19 protein-coding genes are annotated in these 25,079 nt (G+C 47.2%); 8 read left to right on the forward strand and 11 right to left on the reverse strand.

All coding sequences use genetic code 11. The features are described 5' to 3' along the window. Window positions 1-306: 306 nt before the first annotated feature. The 6 genes from ABFZ84_RS13310 to ABFZ84_RS13335 all read left to right on the forward strand — a co-directional run bounded on the left by ABFZ84_RS13310 (window position 307) and on the right by ABFZ84_RS13335 (window position 5,678). Window positions 307-1,002 (forward strand): isochorismatase family protein, encoded by a 696-nt coding sequence (locus ABFZ84_RS13310; protein WP_369314590.1) that lies wholly within the window; start codon window positions 307-309, stop codon window positions 1,000-1,002. A gap of 127 nt (window positions 1,003-1,129) precedes the next feature. Beyond that, a complete protein-coding gene (locus ABFZ84_RS13315; RefSeq protein WP_369314506.1) occupies window positions 1,130-1,615 on the forward strand; it encodes a YHS domain-containing (seleno)protein in 486 nt (161 codons plus the stop codon). Between the two features lie 78 nt (window positions 1,616-1,693). Further along, window positions 1,694-2,098 (forward strand): DUF1348 family protein, encoded by a 405-nt coding sequence (locus ABFZ84_RS13320; protein WP_369314591.1) that lies wholly within the window; start codon window positions 1,694-1,696, stop codon window positions 2,096-2,098. A gap of 28 nt (window positions 2,099-2,126) precedes the next feature. Further along, window positions 2,127-2,717, forward strand: coding sequence for a pyridoxamine 5'-phosphate oxidase family protein (locus ABFZ84_RS13325; protein ID WP_369314507.1), 591 nt, complete (start codon window positions 2,127-2,129; stop codon window positions 2,715-2,717). 709 nt (window positions 2,718-3,426) lie between these two features. After that, a complete protein-coding gene (locus ABFZ84_RS13330; protein ID WP_369314508.1) occupies window positions 3,427-4,488 on the forward strand; it encodes a YncE family protein in 1,062 nt (353 codons plus the stop codon). 95 nt (window positions 4,489-4,583) lie between these two features. Beyond that, complete coding sequence (locus ABFZ84_RS13335) at window positions 4,584-5,678, forward strand: PepSY-associated TM helix domain-containing protein (RefSeq protein ID WP_369314509.1); 1,095 nt, start codon at window positions 4,584-4,586, stop codon at window positions 5,676-5,678. 5 nt (window positions 5,679-5,683) lie between these two features. On the opposite strand, the gene ABFZ84_RS13340 is transcribed toward ABFZ84_RS13335, so the two are convergent. The 7 genes from ABFZ84_RS13340 to ABFZ84_RS13370 form a co-directional block, all read right to left on the reverse strand. Further along, the gene (locus ABFZ84_RS13340) at window positions 5,684-6,397 is read right to left on the reverse strand and encodes an ABC transporter permease (protein WP_369314510.1); all 714 of its coding nucleotides are present in this window, start codon (window positions 6,395-6,397) and stop codon (window positions 5,684-5,686) included. A gap of 80 nt (window positions 6,398-6,477) precedes the next feature. Next, a complete protein-coding gene (locus ABFZ84_RS13345) occupies window positions 6,478-7,770 on the reverse strand; it encodes an amidohydrolase family protein (protein ID WP_369314511.1) in 1,293 nt (430 codons plus the stop codon). Next, window positions 7,770-9,005 (reverse strand): amidohydrolase family protein, encoded by a 1,236-nt coding sequence (locus tag ABFZ84_RS13350; protein WP_369314512.1) that lies wholly within the window; start codon window positions 9,003-9,005, stop codon window positions 7,770-7,772. Before ABFZ84_RS13350 ends, ABFZ84_RS13345 begins: the two co-directional genes overlap by 1 nt. Before the next feature lie 425 nt (window positions 9,006-9,430). Further along, entirely contained in the window at window positions 9,431-10,507 is a 1,077-nt protein-coding gene (dgcN, locus tag ABFZ84_RS13355; protein WP_369314513.1) for an N-acetyltransferase DgcN, read from the reverse strand. Between the two features lie 434 nt (window positions 10,508-10,941). Further along, on the reverse strand, window positions 10,942-13,035 hold the full coding sequence (locus ABFZ84_RS13360) for an amidohydrolase family protein (RefSeq protein WP_369314514.1): 2,094 nt from the start codon (window positions 13,033-13,035) through the stop codon (window positions 10,942-10,944). A gap of 58 nt (window positions 13,036-13,093) precedes the next feature. Continuing rightward, window positions 13,094-16,339 carry an amidohydrolase family protein gene (locus ABFZ84_RS13365; RefSeq protein ID WP_369314515.1) on the reverse strand — a complete coding sequence of 1,082 codons (3,246 nt, stop codon included), beginning with the start codon at window positions 16,337-16,339 and terminating at the stop codon, window positions 13,094-13,096. 197 nt (window positions 16,340-16,536) lie between these two features. Further along, window positions 16,537-18,696, reverse strand: coding sequence for a TonB-dependent siderophore receptor (locus tag ABFZ84_RS13370; protein WP_369314516.1), 2,160 nt, complete (start codon window positions 18,694-18,696; stop codon window positions 16,537-16,539). Window positions 18,697-19,037: 341 nt separating this feature from the next. Between ABFZ84_RS13370 and ABFZ84_RS13375 the strand changes: the two genes are divergently transcribed. After that, complete coding sequence (locus ABFZ84_RS13375) at window positions 19,038-19,823, forward strand: AraC family transcriptional regulator (protein ID WP_369314517.1); 786 nt, start codon at window positions 19,038-19,040, stop codon at window positions 19,821-19,823. Between the two features lie 29 nt (window positions 19,824-19,852). Here ABFZ84_RS13375 and ABFZ84_RS13380 read toward each other — a convergent pair whose 3' ends face one another. From ABFZ84_RS13380 to ABFZ84_RS13395, 4 genes are read right to left on the reverse strand one after another with little or no spacing between them, the layout of a single operon-like run. Next, window positions 19,853-20,449 (reverse strand): FMN-binding negative transcriptional regulator, encoded by a 597-nt coding sequence (locus ABFZ84_RS13380; protein WP_369314518.1) that lies wholly within the window; start codon window positions 20,447-20,449, stop codon window positions 19,853-19,855. Window positions 20,450-20,454: 5 nt separating this feature from the next. Next, entirely contained in the window at window positions 20,455-21,483 is a 1,029-nt protein-coding gene (locus tag ABFZ84_RS13385; protein ID WP_369314519.1) for a dipeptide epimerase, read from the reverse strand. Beyond that, on the reverse strand, window positions 21,480-23,051 hold the full coding sequence (locus ABFZ84_RS13390) for an amino acid permease (protein ID WP_369314520.1): 1,572 nt from the start codon (window positions 23,049-23,051) through the stop codon (window positions 21,480-21,482). Before ABFZ84_RS13390 ends, ABFZ84_RS13385 begins: the two co-directional genes overlap by 4 nt. Before the next feature lie 16 nt (window positions 23,052-23,067). Further along, entirely contained in the window at window positions 23,068-24,030 is a 963-nt protein-coding gene (locus ABFZ84_RS13395; protein WP_369314521.1) for an alpha/beta hydrolase fold domain-containing protein, read from the reverse strand. Window positions 24,031-24,407: 377 nt separating this feature from the next. Here ABFZ84_RS13395 and ABFZ84_RS13400 point away from each other — a divergent pair, with 377 nt between their 5' ends. After that, on the forward strand, window positions 24,408-24,872 hold the full coding sequence (locus ABFZ84_RS13400; protein ID WP_369314522.1) for a hypothetical protein: 465 nt from the start codon (window positions 24,408-24,410) through the stop codon (window positions 24,870-24,872). The last annotated feature ends 207 nt before the right edge of the window (window positions 24,873-25,079 follow it).

Below are 25,079 nucleotides of genomic sequence, written 5' to 3' on the forward strand. Positions count from 1 at the left end.
CACCAGACAACATTGACAGATTGGTAATCCCCCTCCATTTTACATTTACCGATCGGTTACTCTTGTCGTTCGGCAGCCCGGCGGAGGCTTTTCCGTCGTTTACGATCGAAACAATTTCGTATGAAAGGGGATGGAGAGATGGAAAACTCACTTCGTCATTTTTACCGCCGCGGCACCGACGCCCTGGCTCTTGCCTACAGTATCTTCGCAATTCTAGCACTTGTTGCCGCTGTTATAACTCTAGCGTTCATATTCACTCCTGTTGCCCACGCCGACAGTCAAAAATCTCGGGCAGCCACAGCAACCATGCCACCACAAAACGATGGCCTCCCAGAACCTGGCTTCGACATCACAACCGATGATACAGCCATCGTTATCACTGATCCGCAAAACGACTTCCTATCGCCCGACGGCGTAACTTGGGGTGTAGTCGGACAAAGCATTATAGAAAACGGCACGGTTAAGAACCTGGAATCCTTATTCAAGGTGGCGGATAAAAATGATGTACCAATGTTTGTATCGCCCCACTATTACTATGAGCATGATCACAAGTGGAAATTCGAAGGTACACTCGAAACATTAATGCATAAACTCGGCATGTTTGACCGAAAAAATGCCTTGAAGGTCGACGGATTCGAAGGTTCTGGAGCTGATTGGCTCGCCCCTTACAAGGCATATATCAATAACGGAAAAACTGTCGTCACCAGCCCGCACAAAGTCTATGGACCTGACAGTAACGATCTTGTTCTTCAGCTACGCAAGGCTGGCATAAACAAAATCATTCTTGCAGGGATGTCATCCAATCTGTGTACTGAATCACACATGCGTGCACTTATCGAAAATGGTTTTGAAGTAATGGTGGTTACCGATGCCACAGCCGGTGCCATTACTAAGCATTACAACGGTTACGCTTCGTCGCTTACCAATTTTCGTATGATTGCAAGCGCTGTGAATAACACAAAGAACACTGTGAAAGCCATCGAAGTCGCATATCGCCACTAACCCGCTCGCTACCTCTGAGGCTTTGGGTGACTAACTACACCCGGTCGACACAATTACTGGCTGCACTTCTCAAAAATACCCAAACACCTCTGAGAAACCCCAATTCATCCACCTAAAGGAAAAGACAATGAATAAGACTTTAAAATTCACCACTATAGCAATTACTTCTATCTTATGTTCTGCCACAGTGGCCTTCGCCGCAGATGAATATAATGTCTCAACTGGAACAACGACTGCCGGGGTGCCGCTTGGTCTCCACGGAGTCGACGCTGTTGCACTTTCAACGCTGAACGCTGTCGCCGAAGGAGACGCCGCTTACACTGTCGTCAATGACGGTGTCGCCTATTATTTCGCATCCGCAGAATCAGCGCGCCTTTTCAAAGCGGCTCCAGAGAAATATGCACCGCAATATGGTGGCTATTGCGCATTCGCCGTTGCACTTGGTAAAAAACTAGATGGCGATCCGAAATATGCCGACATCGTCGATGGCAAACTTTATTTGTTTGTAAATGCGGAAATCTTCGAAAAGTACAAAAGAGATTCGAAACGCACACTAACAAAAGCCGCGAAAAAATGGCCATCGATACAGCACAAGGCTGTTGCAGACCTCTAACCTGACACTAGGCATCCGGGCGGAACTGCCCGGGTGTTATTGCCACCATTCTCCCAACATACAAAGTGGAAACACGACATGCGCCCCCCATTACCGCCGTTCACATTAGAATCTGCATTAGCCAAAGTACAAGCAGCAGAAGATGCGTGGAATACCTGCGATCCAGAATTAGTTAGCCTTGCATACACAGAAGATTCTAAATGGCGCAATCGCGATAGTTTTATAAACGGCCGTACAGAAATAAAATCATTTCTCGAAAAAAAATGGTCCGGAGAACGCAACTATAAGCTCAAGAAAGAACTCTGGGCTTTTACCGATAACCGCATCGCTGTTCGTTTTGAGTATGAGTGGCAAAACGCCGATAACCAATGGTTCCGAAGCTATGGTAACGAAATGTGGGAATTCGCCTCCAACGGACTGATGTGCAAACGCTATGCAAGCATCAACGATCTGAAAATCAAACAATCACTGCGACGGCTATAATAGCCATACCCCAATAAGGAAATAGATTATGGCTCGCGCATTCGCAGAAATCGCATTTACGCCGTCGGTTCGAACCATTCAAGAAAAGAATGGATCCGCCACAGCTTACGCAAAAGTGTTGGCACCTGATATAGAGGGCGGAAATTTACTCACCGACCGTGAAACATCATTTATTCAACAACGAGACGGGTTTTATCAGGCGACAGTATCCGAAACCGGATGGCCGTATGTACAATTCCGTGGCGGCCCACGTGGGTTCCTAAAAGTCCTCGACCCTTCAACTATTGCCTATGCTGACTTTCGAGGAAATAGACAGTATTTGAGCGTAGGAAATTTATCTGTTGAAAAACGAATATCCCTCATCCTGATGGACTACCCTAATCGGCGCCGATTAAAGGTTTGGGGCCGTGCAACAATAATTGAAATTAGTGATAATCCAGCCATCATCAAACAGCTCCATGATTCAAGCTATGCCGCTCGACCAGAACGTGCAATATCAATTGCGGTCGAAGCGTTTGATTGGAATTGTCCCGCGCACATTCCCCAACGCTACACGCTAGATGAAATCGAACTGATCCGCCAACATCATAACAACTTTAAAGATGTCAGCGAAATATAGATTAATGTTATGTTACAAAGGCAATAGCCCCCCTTTATTTACGGAAACTCATTGGAAATATATGATATGAAAACAGAGAATATCTTGCCTCCGTCGGCATCGCTAGGTACGATCTGAACGCTATCACATGGCTATATTTTCATTCTTCGTCTTCTATCCTCGTCGAGATTATCGGTAGACGTAAGTGTTTTACTTACTAAATCCGCTACTAATATATCTGTACGTTTAAACCCAGACACGGCAATGGAATTGTTATTCTCAAGACCGACAGTGCACTAAATGTGGGCAATCCTATATTCGCTATCGTGAATTAATAGAGCTCTTTTGTGGGTAGAAAAAAGCCCCTTTTTATCGAGCCGGGCGCGCCATGGAAGAACGGCAATTGTGAATAGCCTTAGATGCTGATTGAAAACTAGCGCGGTTACTACAATAGAGCGAGACCGCACTCGTCTTTGAGCTTTAGATATCCAGCGCCAGAACCCATCTCCGCGACGTTCATTACAATTCTTCTTATGAAGGCCAAAATTACCCTTGGTCCGGCCAATATAGAGATAACATATTGATTACCCTGACCGACCATAATTAAATCCCCCGCACCTGATCGATTGAAGTGTTTGCGCTTGGATATTTTGCGGCAAATTCGCTGGCAAGGTGCCCATCCCACCAATCTAGCACTCGTACAGAAGAACATAATTCCAGAGAGAGACTGATGATTGCTAAATCTTTAAAACAACTCCTTACAACCATAATTGTAGGCACTCTTTTTCTGTGCGGAACAGCGAATGCTGGAGAAACTTTGTACAAGCTCGAAAAACGGACGACTTTGCCGAGCTCGGATACTTGGTGGGATTATGTGAAAATGGAACCCGGTGGCAGCCGTTTATTTATGGCGCGAGTGGCAGATGGTTTAACCGTTTTTGACGTCGATGAAAACAAAGTCGTTGCTGACGTCAAAAATTCAATAGGCGCGAACGGCCCCCTAATTCTTCCTGAATATGGGCGCGCTTACGTGGCAATGACAGATGGTACGCTCCTGACCGTGGATCTAAATACACTTGAACCGATAGAACGCTCTCAGTTAGCAATTGATGGCGGACTAAATAGTGCGATCTATGATCCTGCTACAAAGCGCATTCATGCCATCACAGGGACGCGTAAAGAAATATCTACCTACTTTTCCTTAGATGCAAAAACCGGAAACCTTATTAGCAAAACAACATTCCCATATAGAAAAATGGATGATCCTGCCACGGATGGTGATGGGACGCTTTTTGCACCTGTGCGCTATGATGATTTAATATTGATACTGGATTCTAAAACACTTCAGGAGAAAGACCGCTGGTCTGTTCCATGCCACCCAGCGAAAGTTAAATACCAGAAAAAAACACAACTCCTATTTATCGCATGCATCGGTGAAAACCCCTTATTTCTCGCATTAAATGCAAAAACGGGAGAAGAGGTCGCAAGAATTCCGATTGGTTTGGGTCAGGATGCTTTGATTGTGGATAATCAACGCGGCCGGATCATTACATCAAATGGGATTGACGGAACAATGACAGTAATAGGCCAATTCGGAACCAACAACTTTCGTTATTTGGGAACTGTTTACACACAGATTGGTGCACGAATGATGGATATCGATAAGCGCACGGGTCACCTCTATTTGGTCAATGCCGACGTTACTAAAAGTCCTGGCAAGAGCGAAACAGACGAATCAATAACTACCTATCACGACGATAGTTTTGTCGTAATGACCTATGCACCGCAATAACAAGAAAGGATACACACACTTAGTTGTAACAACGACTGGAAAAGTCGTCTCATTTCATCCAAGAATTGACTCTATCGAAACGCGAGGAAACCGTGGTGCTACGTAAAAATTTATTATCAGTTCACCGTTGGGTATCAATCGTCTTTGCAGCATTCTGGGTCATTCAAGCTGCTACCGGCATGATCGCGGTTTTCCATTGGGAAATCGATGACGCCACCATCCCGGGCGCACATCATCCAACGAATTTTTCATTAATCGAACAAAGAATAGATGAATATGTCTCTGCAAGCCCTGGCCGAAAGGTCTCGTCGATCTGGAGTAGCGCCGGATTTGCTGATCGTTATGATGTCAATATTTCTACAATAACGTCAGAACCAAGCCACGTTCTTCGGATAGATGGTATCGGTACAATCCTTAGAAAGCGTACTGAAAACGAAACACTTGCGAATGGCGGTTTCATTAGTTTGATAATTTCGCTTCATCACAATTTGCTCGGCGGCACATTGGGGAAACTCATCGTTGGCATTAGCGGGATTGTGTTGTTGAGCAACCTTTTTATCGGAGTTTATTTTGCCTGGCCGCGCCACGGCAACTGGCGCAGTCTTCTTCCCAAGGCTGACAACAATCTCAATGTCGCGTGGTATCATTCATGGCACCGTGCCCTCGGTCTTGCGTTTTTTATTCCTGCCATTTTTGTTGTCTTTTTTGGCGTAAGTCTGGCTTTTGAAAAAAGCCTGTCAAAACTACTAAATGCTCCGGCAGCCAGTCACCCTGCCCCCGATGACAGTTGGGTCAATCATGAGGTAGGCCTCAGGGATGTCGTCGAAGGTGCTTTATCGCGCTATCCTGAGGCAAAAGTTGCAGGCATATCTTTTCCGTCATCTGATTATCCCGTTTGGAAGATTACGTTAAACCAACCAGAAGAAGCCGCCCGCGCTTATGGAAAAACGCGCGTGTTTTTAAATGCGGCAGACGGATCCGTTCTTTCCGACTACAATACGCTCACTGCACCTGCCGGTAATCGTTTCATGGATGCCTTATTCTCAATCCACAACGGAGAAATTGGCGGCGTCATAGGTCGCATCATTACTTTTTCTGTTGGATTGTGGCTCCTGCTCATGATCACGCTGGGCATCGGGCTTTGGCTAGCACGCAGAGACCGTGCCCGAAGACGTCCAAAAAAAGGCTAAACGATTTAACGCGCCTCAATGATGCTTTCCTGTGGCCGGCAAAACCAAAGATATAAAGCCACTGAAAAACCCGCAGATTGCAACACCATCGCCATGACAACGATTTGATAGCGAACAGCAATGAGTGGATCTACGCCGGCAAGAATTTGCCCCGTCATCATTCCTGGCAACGACACTAATCCGACAGCAAGTAGAGCATTGATTTGCGGTATGAGTGCTGCGTTCCATGCCATATTCCGAGCATCGGGATAAGCAATATCCAAACTGGACTCACGTTCAAACCGATCTGCCGCCAGTGTAACCGCAGTCATTGAGTTCGAAAATATCATACCCGCAATCGGAATAATGAACCGCGGTTGATATGCCGGGTCATGCAATTGAAGAACACCATATAGCACAAAACCCAAGACACATCCGCCACCTATCGCAATACCAGCTAATGCACGCCAAAATGCTGTACGACGATTTTTTTTAACTGTGCGGACACTGATTACCCCGGAAATGGTAATCATAACCAAAATGACCAACAAACCGACCAGATAGTCCTTTCCCGTAAACAAAAAGTCGAGAAAAAACCCTGCCGCCAATAATTGCACGAGCATTCTCGTTGTCGCGTAAGCGATTTCTCCTCCATTGCCCGACCATTTAAATGAAATCCACGCGATGACCATCGTAGGAAGCAAACATATTGCCACGGCGAAGAGGGAAATTTCAATCATGGCGCGTCATACCTAAACCAAATTATTTTTGTGCTACGACAGATTCTTCGGCGAAGGTGCCACCGCGCGAAGAAGCAACGTCAATGCTTTGGTTCATCATTCGCGTCTAGTGCATCACGCCGAAGATATGCGGGGCGAAAACCATCGTTTGCCGGTGCGTATCGATGTGTCAAAATATCCTGACGCGAGGTTAACGATACCTCCTTGCCTTCTATGAGCATAAATTCCGGCATACTCAACGGCTCCAGCGGATCACCGCTCCAAATCGTAATATCTGCCGATTTTCCTTCCGATAACGTGCCATACACATTAGAAACACCCCACATTTCGGCTGGGTAGGTCGTCAGTGACCGGACCGCCTCTGACCATGGAAGTCCGAATGCAACAGAAAACCCCGCGGCATCTCGAATTCCTGAGCCGGCATCATGACTATAATGGATACTCGTCGCCATAAATGCCACTTTGACACCGGCGGCAACCAAAATTGCGGCGCTATCGGATCGGGCACCAAACTCATCAAAACTATTCGGCTGACCAGCATAAGCATCCAACACAATGCCAATGTCGCGGTCGGCAATCTCATCGGCAACGCGCCACGACTCCGCTCCGCCAATTATTACCACGCGAATACCAAAATCATCGACGAGTTTTAATGCATGGCGAATATCGGATTCACGGGAGGCATGGATCGCTAACGGTTTACGACCATCCAAAACTAAATCTAATAAGTCGGCTCGCGGAACGGCGTCTTCGGTGCCTTGTTCGATATCCCTCTTTGCCGTTTGCAACTTTTTACGTAGAATTTTCCATTGCGCTGAACGAGACCCTCCGACGGATGCCGAAGAAGCCCCGCCCACCCGCGCGAAAAGCGCTGCATGCGGATGGTCGAGAATCTTACCTCTGTCTCGAAGCGTGATGGTTGCGCCTTGCCCCTCGAATGGTGCCGCCGCCGCACCACCCGGCACGACCATCGCACGCGCAAGACCGTCACTGCGCGCTAGACCGATTAAAGTTGAGTTCGGATTTAAACCATATTGGATATCAAATGCTAAACCAAGGTCGCCACTTGTTACCGTGTGATCAACTGTTCCTGACACCGAATTGATTTCTGTGAGACCGAGCTGTGTCGCACCATTCATGAACCCCGGAAGAACAAATTTTCCATCGGCATTGATCACTCGTGCCCCAACCGGCACCGCTATACCTGTCCCGATCGCCTCGATCCTATCATCACGAATAATGATCGTTGCATTTTCTATAATTTCGTCACCAATCATGGTGACAGCTCGCGCATTTATAATCGCAATAGGGGCTGAAAAAGCTGGCGACCAAACGCTTATGAAAAGCGCAGAAAGAACAAAAATTATTTTCACTATATATGCTCCGATGCCGGTTGCCCTAGCTCGATATCTGAAATTGGCTGCAAAGCGGGGTCAAATCGATCATAAACCATTGCACCATCGATCATGACCAGGTCTGCACGAGAATAGATACTGAGCGGATTCCCGGACCATAAAACGATATCTGCGTTTTTCCCCGGCTCAAGCGAACCGATGCGATCTTCTAGGCCAATGACGCGCGCAGCATTGAACGTAATCCAGCGAATAGCCTCTTCTGGCCGTATATCGATCCCGGCTCGATGCCCGGCGGCGACTGCTTTCGCCAGCTCGACATTCATACGCTGCCCTAAGCTTGGGGAGTCCGAATGCAGGGTCACGCAAACACCCGACGAATGTAGCAGCGCTGCATTAGCTCGAATCCCATCATAGGCTTCAAGCTTATACCCCCACCAGTCAGACCAGACGACCGCACAAGAATCGGCCGTTAAAAAAGTATCTCGTATCTTATAGGCCTCGGACGCGTGGTGTATGGCAGCGATTTTAAACCCAAATTCTCGTGCCATTCCGAATAGATAGGCGATATCTTCCGCACGGTAACAATGGATGTGCACGTGAATTTCGCCATTCATTGCGGCACGTAATATCTTATACCGCTCATCCGTTTGATCCTCCCGTATATCAGCGCGTGCGCGTGCCCAAGCGCGCCGCATTCCTTCGACAACACCCATCCGGCTTGCCGGTGCTTTCCCATCTTCGCCATAGGAAAATTTTGGATTCTCCCCACAAGCCATTTTCATCCCTGCTGGTGCAGAAGGAAATTTCAAATCTTGTACAGTGACACCGGTGACATTTTTTAAAATTACGGTCCGCCCACCAAACAAATTTGCCGAGCCCGGCAAAATCTGGAGCGTCGTTACTCCACCAGCTAACGCGCGTGCAAATGCGGGGTCTTGCACCCTCACCCCATGCTCTGCTCGCATATCCGCACCGTTTGGGTCGGTAATTTCGTTCACATCCCAAACGGGCAATTCATCCGGTACAAATGGAAGCGCTGCATTCCCCAGGTGGGAATGCGGGTCAATAATGCCCGGTGTTATCCATCGCCCCGTCGCATCTATAACGGTCGTTCCTTCCGACCGTTCAAGACCATTTCCGATGGCAACAACTTTGCCGTCTCGCACTCGTACATCAGCACCATCGAACCGATTGCCTGCCCCATCCAGAATGGTCCCATTTGCAAATAACGTATCGATCTGGTTGCTGGGCACATAGGTGCTTGCGTATGGGTCTACGTCCTCTCCCAGACTCCCCCCTCGCTCCCCTGTGCAAGCCGCTAGAAGAACGATGCAGCACCATAAAATTACATCGCGTACCGACGATATAGTATTTGGCTTACCACCCAACGGGGCAGTATTTCCTATTTGTGTACAACGCTGCGCCATCAAATGTTTTTTCATAAAAGCTCAATCTCAAATTGCATCAACTCAATCTGTTCTCATGTAACTATACGCACTACCCCAAAAGGTACAAAGACCTCTTGTACCATGCGCGACGAAAATCAGAACCTTAAATTCCACACGAGCTAGCTTTTCCATGCGTGCCGCACGCATATGCATCGCCGGACTCTGCGCATAGTCTTCAATCTCATCATTGCAAATAAAATCATTGCTTAAATGAGGGAAACAAGCATGTGTTAATTGTAAATCTCAAGCATATATTTTGCAATTTTCTCCGTGCCTTCGCGCACGGGGTCACAACAAGGAAGACCCACCTCATCTTCAATGGCGCGGATAGCCACTTCCGCCTCTTGAGCAGAGAGTTTTGACGTATTGGCACACACCCCAACTGTCTTAACCGCTGGGTTGGTCAGTTTTGCCATCGCCATATTCAACTCGATACAATCGCGTAATGATGGAAGTTCATAATTCTCTACACTGATAATATTTTTCCTGCCTGGTTGATGGCAAATTACGAGTGCGTCAGGTTGGCTACCGTGCATCAACCCTACAGACACACCGGCATAGGCAGGATGAAACAACGATCCCTGCCCTTCAATAACGTCCCAATGGTCCGGGTCATTGTCCGGAGAAAGCCATTCTGCAGCACCAGCCATAAAATCCGAAACGATTGCGTCGATCGCAATGCCGCGCCCGGCGATCATGACACCGGTCTGCCCTGTCGCTCTAAAATCCGCCTTTACACCAAGATCACGCAAAGATTGTTCAATCGAAAGCGCACTATATTTCTTGCCGATGGCGCAATCAGGACCGACAGTAAGGACTCTTTTTCCTGAGCGCTTACGCCCGGTCCCCGTTTCAAAGTTCCGCGTATTGCTGCGGATATCTATCAGCTTCTGTCCGTTGCGGCGGGCTGCCTCTTTTAATGCAGGAATATCCGAAAGGCTCTGGTGCATTCCCGACACCAGATCCAATCCTGCGTCAAGCGCCTCTACAAAATAGGAAACCCACTCATCAGAGATGAAGCCGCCCGCATTCACAACCCCAATGACAAGCGACTTTGCGCCCATCGAAGTGGCTTGTTGAATCGTCACATCCGACAGACCAACGTCAATCTTGCAATCAGACAATCGAAGTTGCCCGATGCAAAGCTCCCGGCGCCACTGTACCAATCCAAAGGCTGTTTTTGCGGCTTCCTCAATCTGGCAATCGCCTAAAAACAAAAGATATGGGACGGGCATCAATACCTGTTCATTTGTTTGGTCTTCTACACTATTTTTTGATGCGGAGGTTGTCTTCTCTATTTTCGCCATTTTACGAACCATTTCATCCCTTAACGGATTATTACGTCATGTATTTCTTATTCGTCCAAGTAGGTTTTTTTCGGACTGGCACAGGTTATGAGGAAAATCCCAAAGACCGTTGCAATGCTTTTGAGATAAGCTTTGATTTTTTCATTATCACCGCACACCAAATGACCAGTTCAAAAAAAGCGGCTTAGTTGTGAACGTAAACAATAAAGTCATCTAACGTGATAGTCGGAAAATGGGCTATCTTGCCAAAGAAATTAGTTAGCTGGAGTGGGCCAAATATAAGCCGGATCTAGATAATCTTTGTACTCCGCTAACGCGAATTCCGGACTGTGCATATATGTTGAAGCCAATAGCCCCAGTGTAACTAGCTTTATGAAAAACCAAGGCTTGAGACCAACACCGTACAAGCGGACGGTATCAATGTCGCAAAAAAGCTAGTTGACAGGTTTCACGCCGACTGCGGTCAGTAACGATTTAGGATCGTAGATTTTGTCATGAGCGAACACGTATTCGATATCGCGCACAGCGCTAATATCTTCAAGTGGGTTAGAATTTAACAAAACCATATCCGCACGCTTACCAACTTTAATGGACCCGCTTACCTTCTCTTCACCGGTTACCCGCGCAGCATCAATAGTCGCAATTTTCAATATATCGGCGTTTGGAATACCGGCCTCGGCATAAAGTTCTAATTCTCTATGAAACGCAAAACCCGGTAAGGCATCTGTACCCGCGAGAATTTGCACGCCACCATCATGAAGTCGACGGATAAACTCAAGAGAATTACGCTGTGAGTTTGACCACGCTTGTTCATTTTCAGACGTGATATCAAAACTGGGGGACAAAGCCGAACGATATTCACCTATAGGAAACCCGTCGATAACTTTTGTGAATAACGGATTTGGCTTTCCCGCATGATGGCCAATCATAGAATCGAAAACGGCAATTGTCGGATCTACGACAATCTTTTCAGAAGCCAACAACGAAATGAATTCTTGAACGTCCGCACCATCCAGATCGAGGTTTCCCGCTTCATCACCATAAAGATAAAAACGAAGTCGCGTGCGTGTATCGTCATCTTGGTCAGCCAAAAAATTTAAAAACAGAAAGTTAATATGCGAAATTTCATCATATCCCGCGTGCACCGCCTGTTCTGCGGACATAAACGCCGGGATATGACCACCAACACGAATGCCTTTTTCAAGGGCTAAGTCCGATAGCGGGGCCACCCACTCAGGCGCAATAGAACTATAGAGTTTAATCTGCCCGTACCCATTGTCTGCATACCACGCAACTTTTTGCTTAGCTTCTTCCAATGTTTCGACGGCTCGCGTTTCCGCAAAGGGACTTTTCTGATCGATAAAACCAGCCGCATACACATGCGGGCCAACTAGCCTGCCCTCCAGAAAGTTATTCTTAGATCGCATTAACGCATCATGATCACTTCCCATATCGCGAACTGATGTTACACCGCCAGCAATATTAAAAATGCCGCCATAGTTGCCAAAAAACTCGATATGTCCGTGCATATCCCAAAAACCGGGAATCAGCGTTTTCCCGCTACCGTCTATGGTACGAATATCCGCATCTTTGGACTGAATTTCGTCTATAGCGGTGATAACACCGTTCTCGATCAAGACATTTTTCTCAAGAAGCAGAGACCCTGTTTCAACATCTACAATATCGACATTGCTAATTTGAACACGGCCAGCAGGGTTTTCAACTCTCTCGGCGGCGACGTTGTTATAATACCGCTCCTCTATCTCGGTTTGGGCTTCGTGTAATTGTTCGCGTATATTAGCTCCCCACCCTTTCGGAGCCAATGACATACCCCAAAACGTAAAGGCGAAAAAATTCTGATCCTCATCAAGCCATACATAGGTTGGTGCAAACTCTAATCCCGTGATGGCGTACAAACTGACGGTCGTTTCCATATTTCCATTGCGAACAGCTTCATCTGCTAGTTTTTTGATACTGGCCTCACCGCTCGGCAACAATGCGACTGTACCATTTGGTGATTTCAGCCCTACACGGATAAGTCCGGCCAACGTTTCTGTCGCGCCACTACGCGCTGGCACGTAATATGCCGGTTCGGCTACCACCTTCTCACCCTCTTCTGAGGGATTTTTCCAACGCGCTATCTTCTCCTTGATTGAAAATAATTCGTCGATTGTGGCCCCAAACGCGGATGTGCCGGTAAGGTGTTGCTGTGTTACATAACCAGAATCGTCGAACTGCATGGTGTTGTTTAGAACAAAGTCGCGATTATTCCACTGAAGGCGCATGGTTGATTGACGCTTGCCATCATCGCCAATCGAAACTGTTTGCTCACCAGCAGGCGTAACACCATTATACCATTCATATTCGATGGTACGTGAACGTTCAGCATCCTTATTACTCTCTTCATTGCCTTTCTCTGCACATCCCACAAAAGAAAGGGCTATGAAGGCAACGCACAAGATAAAAGGTTGGCGTAAACGAAGGTGAGAGGTCGACAATGTATGTTGTTTATTTCTTTTTACGGTCATCAGATCACCATTCATTTAGCCCTCTATCTCCTGATAATTTTCATATGTAGCGTACACATCATTTAAATGTGTCTATTGGGAGCACCTCGTGATGCCACCCTGGTGACAATCGACGCTTTTCCGGCCAGATCTCATCAAGAGTTTCGTCTTCGTAAATACGACCATTCTTAACAACAAATTTGATCGACCGTGCGTTGCGAATATCCTCAAGCGGATTTTTCTCCATAACAAGAAGGTCGGCTAACTTTCCGATTTCAATGGTTCCGATGTCTGCTGATCGACCAATGATTTCGCTTCCCATACGGGTCGCTGATTGAAGTACTTCGTGAGGCGTCAAGCCGCCTGTAGTTAGCGCTTCCATTTCCCAGTGGTAACCTAATCCCTGAAACTCAGCATGACTTCCGACGCCGATCAAACCACCCGCCCGATAGATATCCGCGATTGCCTTTGCTGTCTGAGGATAGAGACGTTCTTCCGGCCTCACCCATTTTGCTGCACTAGCCCGCGTATCTAAAACATAATGCGGCATGAACCGCGTTACTTTTGGATTATTGTGTGGTGGGTCGTTAACAAAAAAATCGTCCTTAGCCGTACTACCGCCGCCATTAGAATCTATCATCAATGTGGGGGTGTAACCAATTTTCGTTTCGGCGATTAACTTAATGACATCGTCGTAGAGCGGCACAACGGGAAGCGCATGTTCATTCCCGGCAAAGCCGTCAATTGCGTGTGTTATATCAAGAGAAAAGTCGTCGCCGCCCTCTGTGGTGACCACAACACCATATTTGTCGGCCGCTTGTACAACCCATTGGCGCTGTTCGCGATCACCGATGAAATACGATTTTACATTATGAGTACGGTATTTTTCTGCATATTTACGAACGATATTCTCGGCCATTTCTTGTGAGCTGATTTGATTATTTGGGAACAGGCCTTGTCCCACTGACCATGCTCGCGGACCAATCATCATGCCCGCATCAATCATGTCCTGATAGGCAAACATATCTTGGTCCATTGCCTGCGGATCCAATCCGGAGGTTATTCCGAAAGCGAGACTAATGCGAAAACTCCAGCTCTCTAGATCTAAAACATCATGCCGAATTTCATACCAATGTGCATGGGTATCCACAAAACCCGGTGTAATATACGCGCCATCAAGTTCAATAATTTTAGCGTCGTCCGGGATTGGCAATTTTCCACGCGGAGCAACACCTGAAATGCGGTTATCCGTTACAAGAACATCGGCATCCGGTACAACTTCAGTACCTTTCATCGTAATTGCCGTCGCGCCGCGAAATAGAACTGTTCCATTAGGAATATCACGGGGGCGTTGAACTACGATATCGACAACTTGATCGCGCTTCGACAATTCCGCTTCGGATGGCGGTGTTGAAACAGAAAAGTCTACACTATCAATTTTTTGACGATAAAAGCTTGAACCCATAGCCCAATAAAAACTGCTTCCATCACTAGCCCAACCGTAATAATCGGCCCCTAAGGGAGAAACTTGCTTTATCGCAGGACCGGGTTTAGCAAAAATATCGACTACCGGCGTTTCACTTGATGGTTTTGGAACTGCGCTGAGGAATAATTGATTTGCAGATAGCGTCAAAAACCATTTTCCATCCGGGCTAAACACGACATTGTTTACAGGGTACGGAGATCCAGCCCGAGTCCATGCATGAAGTCCATCGACGCGGACATGAAGTTTCTCATCTAGACCTTCTCCGTCTATACCCGAATTAAGAACTGACTTCACGCCTTTAGGAGTCGTGAAGAACACGCGATTGGAAGCGTCTGTTACAAATGGACGCTCCGCGCCAACGCCCAGATGCGTAATGATCTGCGCCGCCCCACCATTAGCTGGCACTTTCACAAGATCAGAAAACCGTCGTGGTGTAACTTCCTCTTGAAGCCCCATTCTTTCATGATTATTCGACATTAAGGCGTAAACCCACTTGCCGTCGGGAGAAAAAACCGGTTCGCTGTAATACATACCAACGGGCGTAAGGCGATGCGGTTTTCCGCCTGTCGCCGCAAGCTTCCATATCGCACCGCCGTCTTTCGCATTCCAAGTCACATAGGTTATCCATCGCCCGTCAGCCGACCAAGACGGTTGGAATTGTCCATCGTCACTTTCAAATAATTGCGTTACATCTTCGGAAGAGAAATCAAACGCATGAAGCTTCGCGAATGCAGTAAAAACCACCTTGGTTCCATCCGGTGACAAAGCCGGGTCCTGAATTAGACGCGCTCTTACAGGGCCTGTATCAACACGCTTTATCGGCCGAGGAAAACTAGCAATATCTATATCTAAATCAGCCTTAAACGGAATTTCTTTAACTTTTCCTGAGGCAATATCAATTTGTCGTAGCTTCCCACCAAATGCGGCTATGACAGATTTGCTATCTTTTGAAAAACTATAAGCAGGTAACAGATCACTGTTGAAACTTGCGTCCCGGTTATCACGCTGGACCGGATAAGCCAGCCAGCGATCTTCGCCAGAATGTAGGTCACGAAGACGCAACCCGGTCTGTCCGTCAAAGCGCGTTCCATACGCAAGCCATTTCCCATTCGGGGAAAGCCGCGGACGAAATGCACCAGTCAGTGAGGTAACAACGCTATCAGTTTGTTTCGTCCTCAGATTATGACGAACGATTTTCCATGCAGGTATTGAGTACAAAGTCGCCGTAGCAGTATCCAGACTTGCGAAATATAGCGAGGTACCATCATTTGACGCCACTGCGCCGATTGAATGAACTTTGTCACGCGAGGAATCCGAAAATACATTCTCCCCTTCGCCATTCAAAAAATCGAAAGCCCATAATTGGTAGGGTGCATGCCTTCCTAGTCGCTTGGATGCGTAAAGCGTCGAACCATCCATCGACCATGCTGGCGAGGTAAAGTGCGAAGCATCAGTGCTGTTCGAAACCATTCGCGGTGCAGAACCATCCGTCCTTGCAACCCAGATATTTTCGCTGCCCGATACATCACTAATATAAGCAATGGATTTTCCATCTGGCGAAAATGTCGGCTGCGTTTCGTACGCCATGCCGCCACTGATCAATTTCGCACGACCGCCATCAATCGGCACTGTGAAAAGGTCACCCAAAATATCAAACGCCAACATCTTGCCATTTGGGCTAACGTCAACGGACATCCAGGTCCCTTCTTCTACCTCGAAGGAAAGTTGGCGCGAAGGCTTAAGGGAAAGGCCGTTATCTGCTGACAGCGTCTGTGTATGTGCTGTACCCGTGAAGAGGAACGCAGCGCTCAAGGCGATACACAGCTTGTATAGAGACATATATTTCAAAACCCTAACCATCTACAACATTCCGTAGAATTAAAAACCTGTTGTCGACTGCAAGACTAGAAAAACACCTTTTAGAAAAATTTGAGAAGCAACTGTCATAATTGACTTGCCACACTTACCCAAGCAACCAGCATCACAAACAAATAGACGGCCGAACACTTATAGGTTCGGCCATTTATTCTAAGAGGCTAGAAGCGCCGTGTGATCGTACCCGTTACGAGCCGACGGGAACCATAGAAGCAATTCGCATTACTGCTACACCGGTCAATAAACGTCTTATCGGTAAAGTTGCTTGCGTTCACCGAAAAACGCCAATCACTTACGTCATAATGCACGATAGCATCAAACAAAGTGACAGCATCGCTTTGAAATGTGTTTGCAACATCCCCAAACTGCTTTCCGCGATACCGAACACCAACACCCGCCCCGAAACCAGCCAAAGGTCCGGTTTGAAATGTGTAATCAGCCAAGAAAGAAGCCACCGTCTTAGGAACAGCACGAAGCTCTTTGCCTAGATTTGCTGTATTACTTTTCGTAACTTCAGTATCCGTGTAAGTGAACGCTGCATTCAGCGACAACCGCTCATGGATACGGGCTGCAGCTTCAAGCTCCACCCCTTGAACTTCTACCTCACCTGTTTGAATACTAAACCCAGGATGATCAGGGTCCGACGTAGAAATATTCTGTTGTGTAATGCGATAAACCGCAGCAGACGCAAAGAGGTCCACACCCTTAGGCAGATTCCGGCCATCATATTTTATGCCGCCTTCGATCTGATTCCCGGTAGTTGGTTTAAATATATTGCCAGCAAAGTCAGCACCAGCCAAAGGGCTAAACGACTTTGATGCCTGCACATATGGAGTAATTCCACTCTCGAAGACGTAGTTCAGCCCAGCCCGATAGGAAAATGCATCTTGGCTAGTTTTATCTACCGATTCCGGATCTCTGGAAAAAAAGTCTTCTCGAGCACTCAGTGTTAAGATCAATTTATCTAACCGAATTTGATCTTGAACATATAGCCCAATCTGGCTTTGTGTTTCATTCACAAAGGGAAAGATCGTTGGGTCGTCCGTAACCACAGCATCATATACCGGATCAAACAGATCGATCGAGGGCGCAAGATCAAATCCGAATTCGGAAAAACCATTGTAATGGCGATAATCTACGCCAACAATCATTGCATGTTCAAGCGCTCCCGTATCGAATTTCAGGCTCGCTCTTGTATCCACGCTGGTGGTCTTAATATCCTCATTGAACGGAAAGTCATAACGAATGACAGTACGATAATCGTCCGGAACCCCATCAAAATCAGCATCAAGTAACCCGCCACCGTAAATGGCTCTCGAAAACACTTCCACATCGAAATGCTTCATGTTCTGCTCTAATGTGAGCCAGTCATTGACTTCATGCACTAATTCATAACCGATGCTATATTGCTTCCGGTCAAAAAAGTTTACGCCAGTTTCACCGAGATTGCGGCCTACTGGGACTTCGCCAAACGGATTCGGCAAAATCGTTCCGAATGCTGGTAAGAATCCTGTGCTCTGGTTTTCTAGATGGTCCTCTTGATAGTTTGCCAATAATGTCAGCGTTGTATTTGGCGATAAATCAAAAGTAATTGCCGGAGCAACAAACAAACGTTCGGAGTCAAGAAAATCGACTTGTGTTCCGCGATCGCGATAAAGCGCAGTTAAGCGAACTGAAACGGAATCACTAATCGGACCCGTGATATCACCATTAAATTGGAGATGATCATATTCACCGGCTTGAAAACCCAACTCGCCGCTGAATTCATTCTCAGGACGCCGGCTGGTCATGTTCACAATCCCACCGGGAGGTGATTGCCCATATAGGCTAGACGCAGAACCTTTTAGGATTTCTACCGATTCAAATCCATAAAGATCCGTACCAGAATTGTTTACTGATGCGATCGGCGCTCTAACGCCATCGATAAACTGTACAGGATCGAATGCGCGGACGGTAAGCCAGTCATAACGCTCATCAGGACCAAACGATTCCCCTAGCGCCCCCGAAACATAACGCATAGCGTCGTTTAGACTATCAAAGTTCAGAAGATCAATCATATCCCGCGAAATCACCGCAACTGATTGTGGTGTTTCTACTAATGGGATGTCAGCTTTATTTGCCGAACGCCCGCCAACTGAAACATAATTTGGTGCGGTAACAATGATCTCATCATATTCATTTGTTTCAACTGAATCAGTTGAAACATCTTGCGCTAATACTGGCATCGACATCGATGTTGTGCCCAGCAAAACACACATTGCGAAAGGCCTTTTAAATGTGCGCAATGCACCCTTTCGACCTAATTGTTTTTCCTTAGCCATGATTAGTCCCCTGCCAACTCTTATGGTTTTTTGAACTATCATACACTGAAGTGACTTTAGGCTAATGGCTCACGCGCGAAGGCCATTGATTGTCGAATGAACGCCATTCGATATAAATACGACAATAGCGCGCCTTAGCTTAACAACAGTGTGCGGACCGTCTTTTAGTTAATGGCGTCCGTAGCGCCCGCTCTGCTCATCCATCGCCACTTTCATCTCAACAATTACACGAAAATGGCTCGGGCCGACTCGTGACAAGAAAACAACATTAGAATTGACAACATGCGGCCCAACACCTAGCGTATAGCGACGATTTAGGCTTTTTTATCGAGAATGGGCCAATGGCAGATTTTGATATCAGCTCCGAATATGACCACCTTCCCGTGATCGGGCTGGCCGAAGAGTACCGGCCAAGCGAGGTGCACCCAGCGCACGCACATAGCCGAGCGCAACTGCTATATGCATCATCTGGTGTAATGTCTGTGACCGTCAGTAGTGCAAATTATGCGATACCGCCTCAAAGAGCACTATGGATTCCAGCGAATGTGGCGCACGAAGTTTCTTGCCGCGGTCACGTGTCGCTGCGAACCTTGTACTTCGATAACACGTTGGCGGGCCGTGTCGGACAGGAGTCCTTCATTGTCGATGTTTCCGACTTCTTAAAGGCATTGATTCTCGAATTAGTTCGCCTCGGCACAGAATATATCAACGAAGAGCGAAGTCGGATCATTACCAAGTTGCTGATCGGTGAATTGATCTCCATGCCCCCTGCACCTTGCACCGTTCCCTTACCCGACGATTTTCGGTTGCGAAGAGTTTGTGAGCATATTCTGGAAGACCCTTCGAGCAAATTGACGCTTGATGAACTTGCAGCCATAGCCGGTATGGGACGAAGAACCTTTTCTCGACTGTTTAAAGTGCAGACCGGGGTCGGGGTCGCGGCATGGTGGCGACAAGTTCGCCTTATGGAAGCATTATCAATGCTCTCTTCTGGAGAACGCGTGACGTCCGTTGCATTAGCCGTCGGTTATGAAAGCCCTAGTGCCTTCACATCAGTTTTCCAAAAAACATTTGGCATGCCCCCGAGCGAATATCGCGCATTAGAAGAAACATTACACACTCAATAAACCTTTTCACGTATTGAGCGATAATCTGTTTACCGATTATTAAATCGTCGCATCCATCGCGCCATATCATCCGATGGTAAATGTTCGATTATATCCGAAAAAATTTCGGGGCTTTCATCCTGACCTAATTTGAATTTCCCGTGTATCTTATCAACTGAAATTCTAAACGGAATCACCATTGCGGCGAGTCCCCGATATCGTTCACCCATTTTGGTTATATTCCATGGGTTTTGGCGTCCGCTTTCCTGTACTTTAACTAACCGCTCCAGTGCATCATCGATTGTCAACGCATCAAACTTAATCTGCCCACCGACAGTAAGGTGCACATAGTTCCACGTCGGTGCCCAATCGGGTTTGCGGACCCAAGACGGAGAGATGTATGATTGAGGTCCCTGAAAAAAGGTGGTTACATTAGGTCTTGTTGAAAGCTCGCCAACTAACGGGTTGGTTCGCGCCATATGCCCCACCAAACTTTCAACAGCACCTTCTGCATCGAATTCAGCCAGTAACGGCAGGAGCGAACTAGTTTGATTTCTGTCTGGCAATGGTTGCACACGCGCAAGCGGGTATTCCGCGATTAAGTCCGAAACATCCTGTTTATTAAAGTTTTCGAAAATAGAAGGCATAATGATCACCCCCAAATCAATGATGATGCTGAAGGCGATACCCAACCATTGTTATATTCCATAGCGGGGTCGCGATCCTTGCCAATCAACAGCGGGGCATCAAGATCAACAAAAGAACATTTTTGCGCGATGTAAAATGCCGGTGCCACTGCTAAAGAGGTGCCAAGCATACAACCGACCATCGGTTGCAACCCACGTGATAACGCACCATCAAGCAATCGTAGTGCCTCTGTGAATCCCCCCGTTTTATCGAGTTTGATATTCACCACATCGTAGCGCCGCGCAACTTGATCAAGGTCATTCGATACATGACAAGACTCGTCTGCTCCTATGAGCGTCAAGTGTTCAGCGGATTCCAGAAGGCCATCGTCATTTGCGGGCAGCGGTTGCTCGAGCATAGAAATTCCGGCCGCAGCAATAGCCCCCTGGAGAGAGGAAAACAGCGCATCGTCCCAGTACTCATTTACGTCAGCGATTAGCACCTTGTCGGGCGCAACCTTCCGAACCGCCTGTACACGCTCGAGATCGCCCTCACCGCCGAGTTTTAATTTCAGTTTACGAAAATTCTTTGCTGAGGCCGCTTGCTTCGCCATGACATCAGGCTCCGCAAAGCTAATCGTGAAAACAGTCTCGACCGGTTGCGGCGCAGCGACGTCAATGAGATCAAAGATCGGTTTTTCAACCCACTTAGCCGCAAAATCCCAAACGGCGCAATCAACCGCGTTTCGCGCCGCACCCGCTGGCAGTTGGTCATGAATCGACGCCCAGCTTTGTCCGCTCCGGAGTCTTTCCAGAAATGTTTCAACTTGCGCCGCAACGCTTTTCGGCGTTTCACCATAATGCGCAACAGGACAGGATTCACCGTAACCAGTTGCGCCCTTTCCGGATAGTTCTACGACGACCAGTGAAATTTCATACTCAACACCACGTGCAATCGTAAATGGTGTTTTTAGACGCCATGGCTCAATACGGACAGTCGCTTTTTCGACCGTTGGTAAATCAATACTTGCAATTCTGCTAAGCGGATCGATCATTGGTGTACTTCACCTGCCGGCTTTATATCACCTTGAACAAGCCGCCCTTCATCAGCACCCATTTTCGAATTCTTATGGCCATAGAAGACATAGATGAGCGCACCAATACCAATGAACCCAAGCAACAAGTAAACCGGAAGCGGATTTCCATTCATTGCCTTCGTCGCCAAATCTAAAATTAACGGTGTGATCATGAAGAGGCACATGAAAATACCAAACGCCGGAACATAACCAATCCAGTAGCCGCGAATGTGAAAGCCGCCAAACGGTACTTTAAACGGGCGTTCAATTTCTGGCGCACTATTCCTCAAACTAATCACCGATAGACAAACAATGCTGAATGTTGCCGCAACGCCAATGCTAATCAAATCGCCTAAAAGTGTAATTGGTAACGCACCGGCGGCAAACGCCATGCATGACGCAATAATGATTGTCCCAATCCAAGGGGTTTGATGCTTCTTGTGCAACTTCATAAATGCCTGGGGGAGAAGGCCATCTCGGGCCATAGCAAAGAAAATCCGAGACTGTCCGTAGCATGTGGACATCAAGATTGAAGTCAATCCAATCACAGCACCGACCTTGACAAAAAACAGTAGCCACGGTTTGCCAATATGATCGACCGCCAACGCAAGCGGATCTGGTACATTTAACTCTCGGAACGGAACAATACCGATCAGAACGGCAGCAACCGCCATATAGATGATCGTGCAAACAGCGAGCGAGCCAAGGATACCTATGGGCAAATCTCGCTGTGGTTTCCTTGCTTCCGCAGCCGCGGTCGAGACGGTCTCAAATCCAATATAGGCAAAAAAGATCATCGAAGCCGCGCGGAAAACACCCTGCCAGCCATAGGCGAAACCGCCTTCATTTTCGGGAATCAACGGCGTGAAATGATCGGGTATGATCGAGCTGAATCCGAAAACAACGAATACAACGAGTACTAAAATTTTTAACAATACAATTGAGCTATTTACTAGGGCAAAATTCCGCAATCCGAATAATAGCGGCGTCGCCATTAACAAAACGGCTCCGGCCGCGATTAGATTCACGCCGCCGCCAGCCACAAACGAATACCCGCCCGCAGCTGGCAGAGACTGGACAAACGGAGTCGACAGCGCAGTTGGAACAACAACACCAAAACTCGCCAGTAAGCTAACAAAATAGCCCGAGAAACCGACGGCAACCAACGATCCGGCTACACCATACTCGAGAACTAAAAGCCAACCCAAAATCCAAGCGGGTAATTCGCCTAGTGTAGAATAAGCATAAATATATGCCGACCCCGTCACAGGCATACTTGATGCTAATTCGGAATAACATAAGCCGGCAAACACACACGCAAAGCCCGCAATCACAAATGAAAATAAAACACCCGGCCCGGCAAAACTGGCGGCCGCAGCACCAGTCAGCACATAAATGCCTGCGCCGATAATCGATCCAACCCCAAGCAGCAATAGATCGAATGGCCCTAAACTTCGCTTTAAACCGTCATCAGGATTACCTGCACCGGATGCCAGAAAAGGCTTTTTTACAAACAGTGAATTTTTACGTCGTTTCAAGCCACTCATTATACTTCCTTGTTTGTTAGGAATTTAGTTTCTTATCAAGCCAATCAGATGAAACCTGGAAAGCCTCGTCAGCTAATTTCGATATAGCCACAGCCTCAAGAAAACTATGTGTGGCAGATTCATAAACCGAAAACTCGACATCATTCCCCGCCAAAATCAGCTTCTCTACCATACGCAAATTACTGTCCGCCAACGGATCACATGCTGGAATAACATGATAGCTCGGCGGTAAGCCCTTCAAATCAGCGTCCATAGGAAATGCCAACGGGTTTTTTTCATGGATGGTCCCACCAACATAATTATCCCAATATATCTGTAGTTCCTCTGTGGTCAGCAACTCGCCCGGGCCACCGTATTTTTTCTGGGATACGGTTTTGCTATCCATTTCAAAAAATCCGTAATTGAGGACAAGAGCTTTGATGGGCGAAGGAACTGATCTGTCGCGGAACATGAGAGACACTGCAAGACAGAGGTTAGCACCAGCAGAATCCCCTGCCATGGCTAATTTATTACGATCAATACCCATTCGATCGCTATTTTCTATCACCCAATCGATCGCTACCGCGGTTTCATCAAGTGCTGTCGGAAACTTCACTTCCGGTGATAATGAATAATCGACCCCAACAACTACCACGCCAGAACGTTGCGCATACTCCCGCATCACCCTGTCATGTGTATCAAGACTAAATAACGTGAACCCGCCGCCATGCATATAGACCAGTGCCGGACAGTTGTCCTGTAGATATTCTGGGCGATAAATGCGGATACGAATACGACCGTCGGATTTGGGGATGAATAAATCTTCACTATCAGCTGGCGGTCCGCCCTCGGTCCAGGGCTTTCTCGTTTCTTCGGCTCGCTCCCGCTGAGTGTTCAGAAGCATCGCCTCAGATACATGGCCTTCATCACCACCTATCATAATTGACGAAATAAACTGTTGAATTTCAGGATCAATCGAACTTGATTTTTTGTTTTTCATTTTACGCTATTTTTTCCGCGACCGCATGGACATTGATTGACGTCCTTGAATGCTAAATAGCGCAAAGCAATGCTAAGCTGACACATTTAAGAGGGTCATTTAAAGTCTCCATAGGGCCGCAAGCGATCAATGGAGGCATCGCCACAACGTTTGAAAGTTGTAAACTTACCTCTTAAACGTACTCATGGCGCTCATGCAAAAGCCTAAAGACACTGCCGACGCGGTGCGTGCGCGCGATAGTAACTTCCGCAGCGCCACATTCACCACACGAATAAATCGCCCGGTAAATGTACTTTTTTGCCCAATCCCGACAGCGCCCATAAATACGACTTCGATATGCTCGCTTAACCCAACCAACAATGAAAGCGAGACCTAAAATGCATCTTCGCCGGCAACGCCGCAACATCTTTCAAAAACTTGCGCTGTCTCTAGTCAGCGGACTGTTTCTGACAACCATGGCGGTTCCAGCGCACGCCGACGATAACGAAAAAACCCAAACAACACCGAACAAGGTATTGATTGAAATTTATCGTATTGCTCCCGGCAAACATAAAGCATTTTTAGAAGCCATCGCTAGCTATGACGAAGCCAATGCTCGCGCTGGCCTCCCTCCACGGCAACTATACGTCCATAGTGATGGCGCCAACTGGGATTTCATGCTGATTCAACCCGCAAAAACGCCAACCGAAAATTCAGAGGCGCTTAGCAAAGCATGGAAAGATTTAGACCTTCCTTCTGGTGCCCAATTCTTTTTGACATTTAGAGAAAACATCGCCGAACACAGTGATACATTTGCATACGGACCACTATCAGCTGCAAAATTTCTTTCAACTGTAGATTAATCCAGATCATTCGGGATGCTTCCTCGAAGGGGCATCCCGATAATCACTAAGTACGTTGCAGGAAGCATATTTTCATTTGTGCCACAAAATCTGAAGTAACAATAACTGTAATATCGTACGCGCTTTATTCTCATTTTCCTTGTCTTGAAAGGAGTTGTTTGAGCAATGTCCCTATCTAAATTTCTTTTCGCATCATCGTGTTTTTTT

The organism is Hyphococcus lacteus, assembly GCF_041058985.1.
Lineage (GTDB): Bacteria > Pseudomonadota > Alphaproteobacteria > Caulobacterales > Parvularculaceae > Hyphococcus > Hyphococcus lacteus.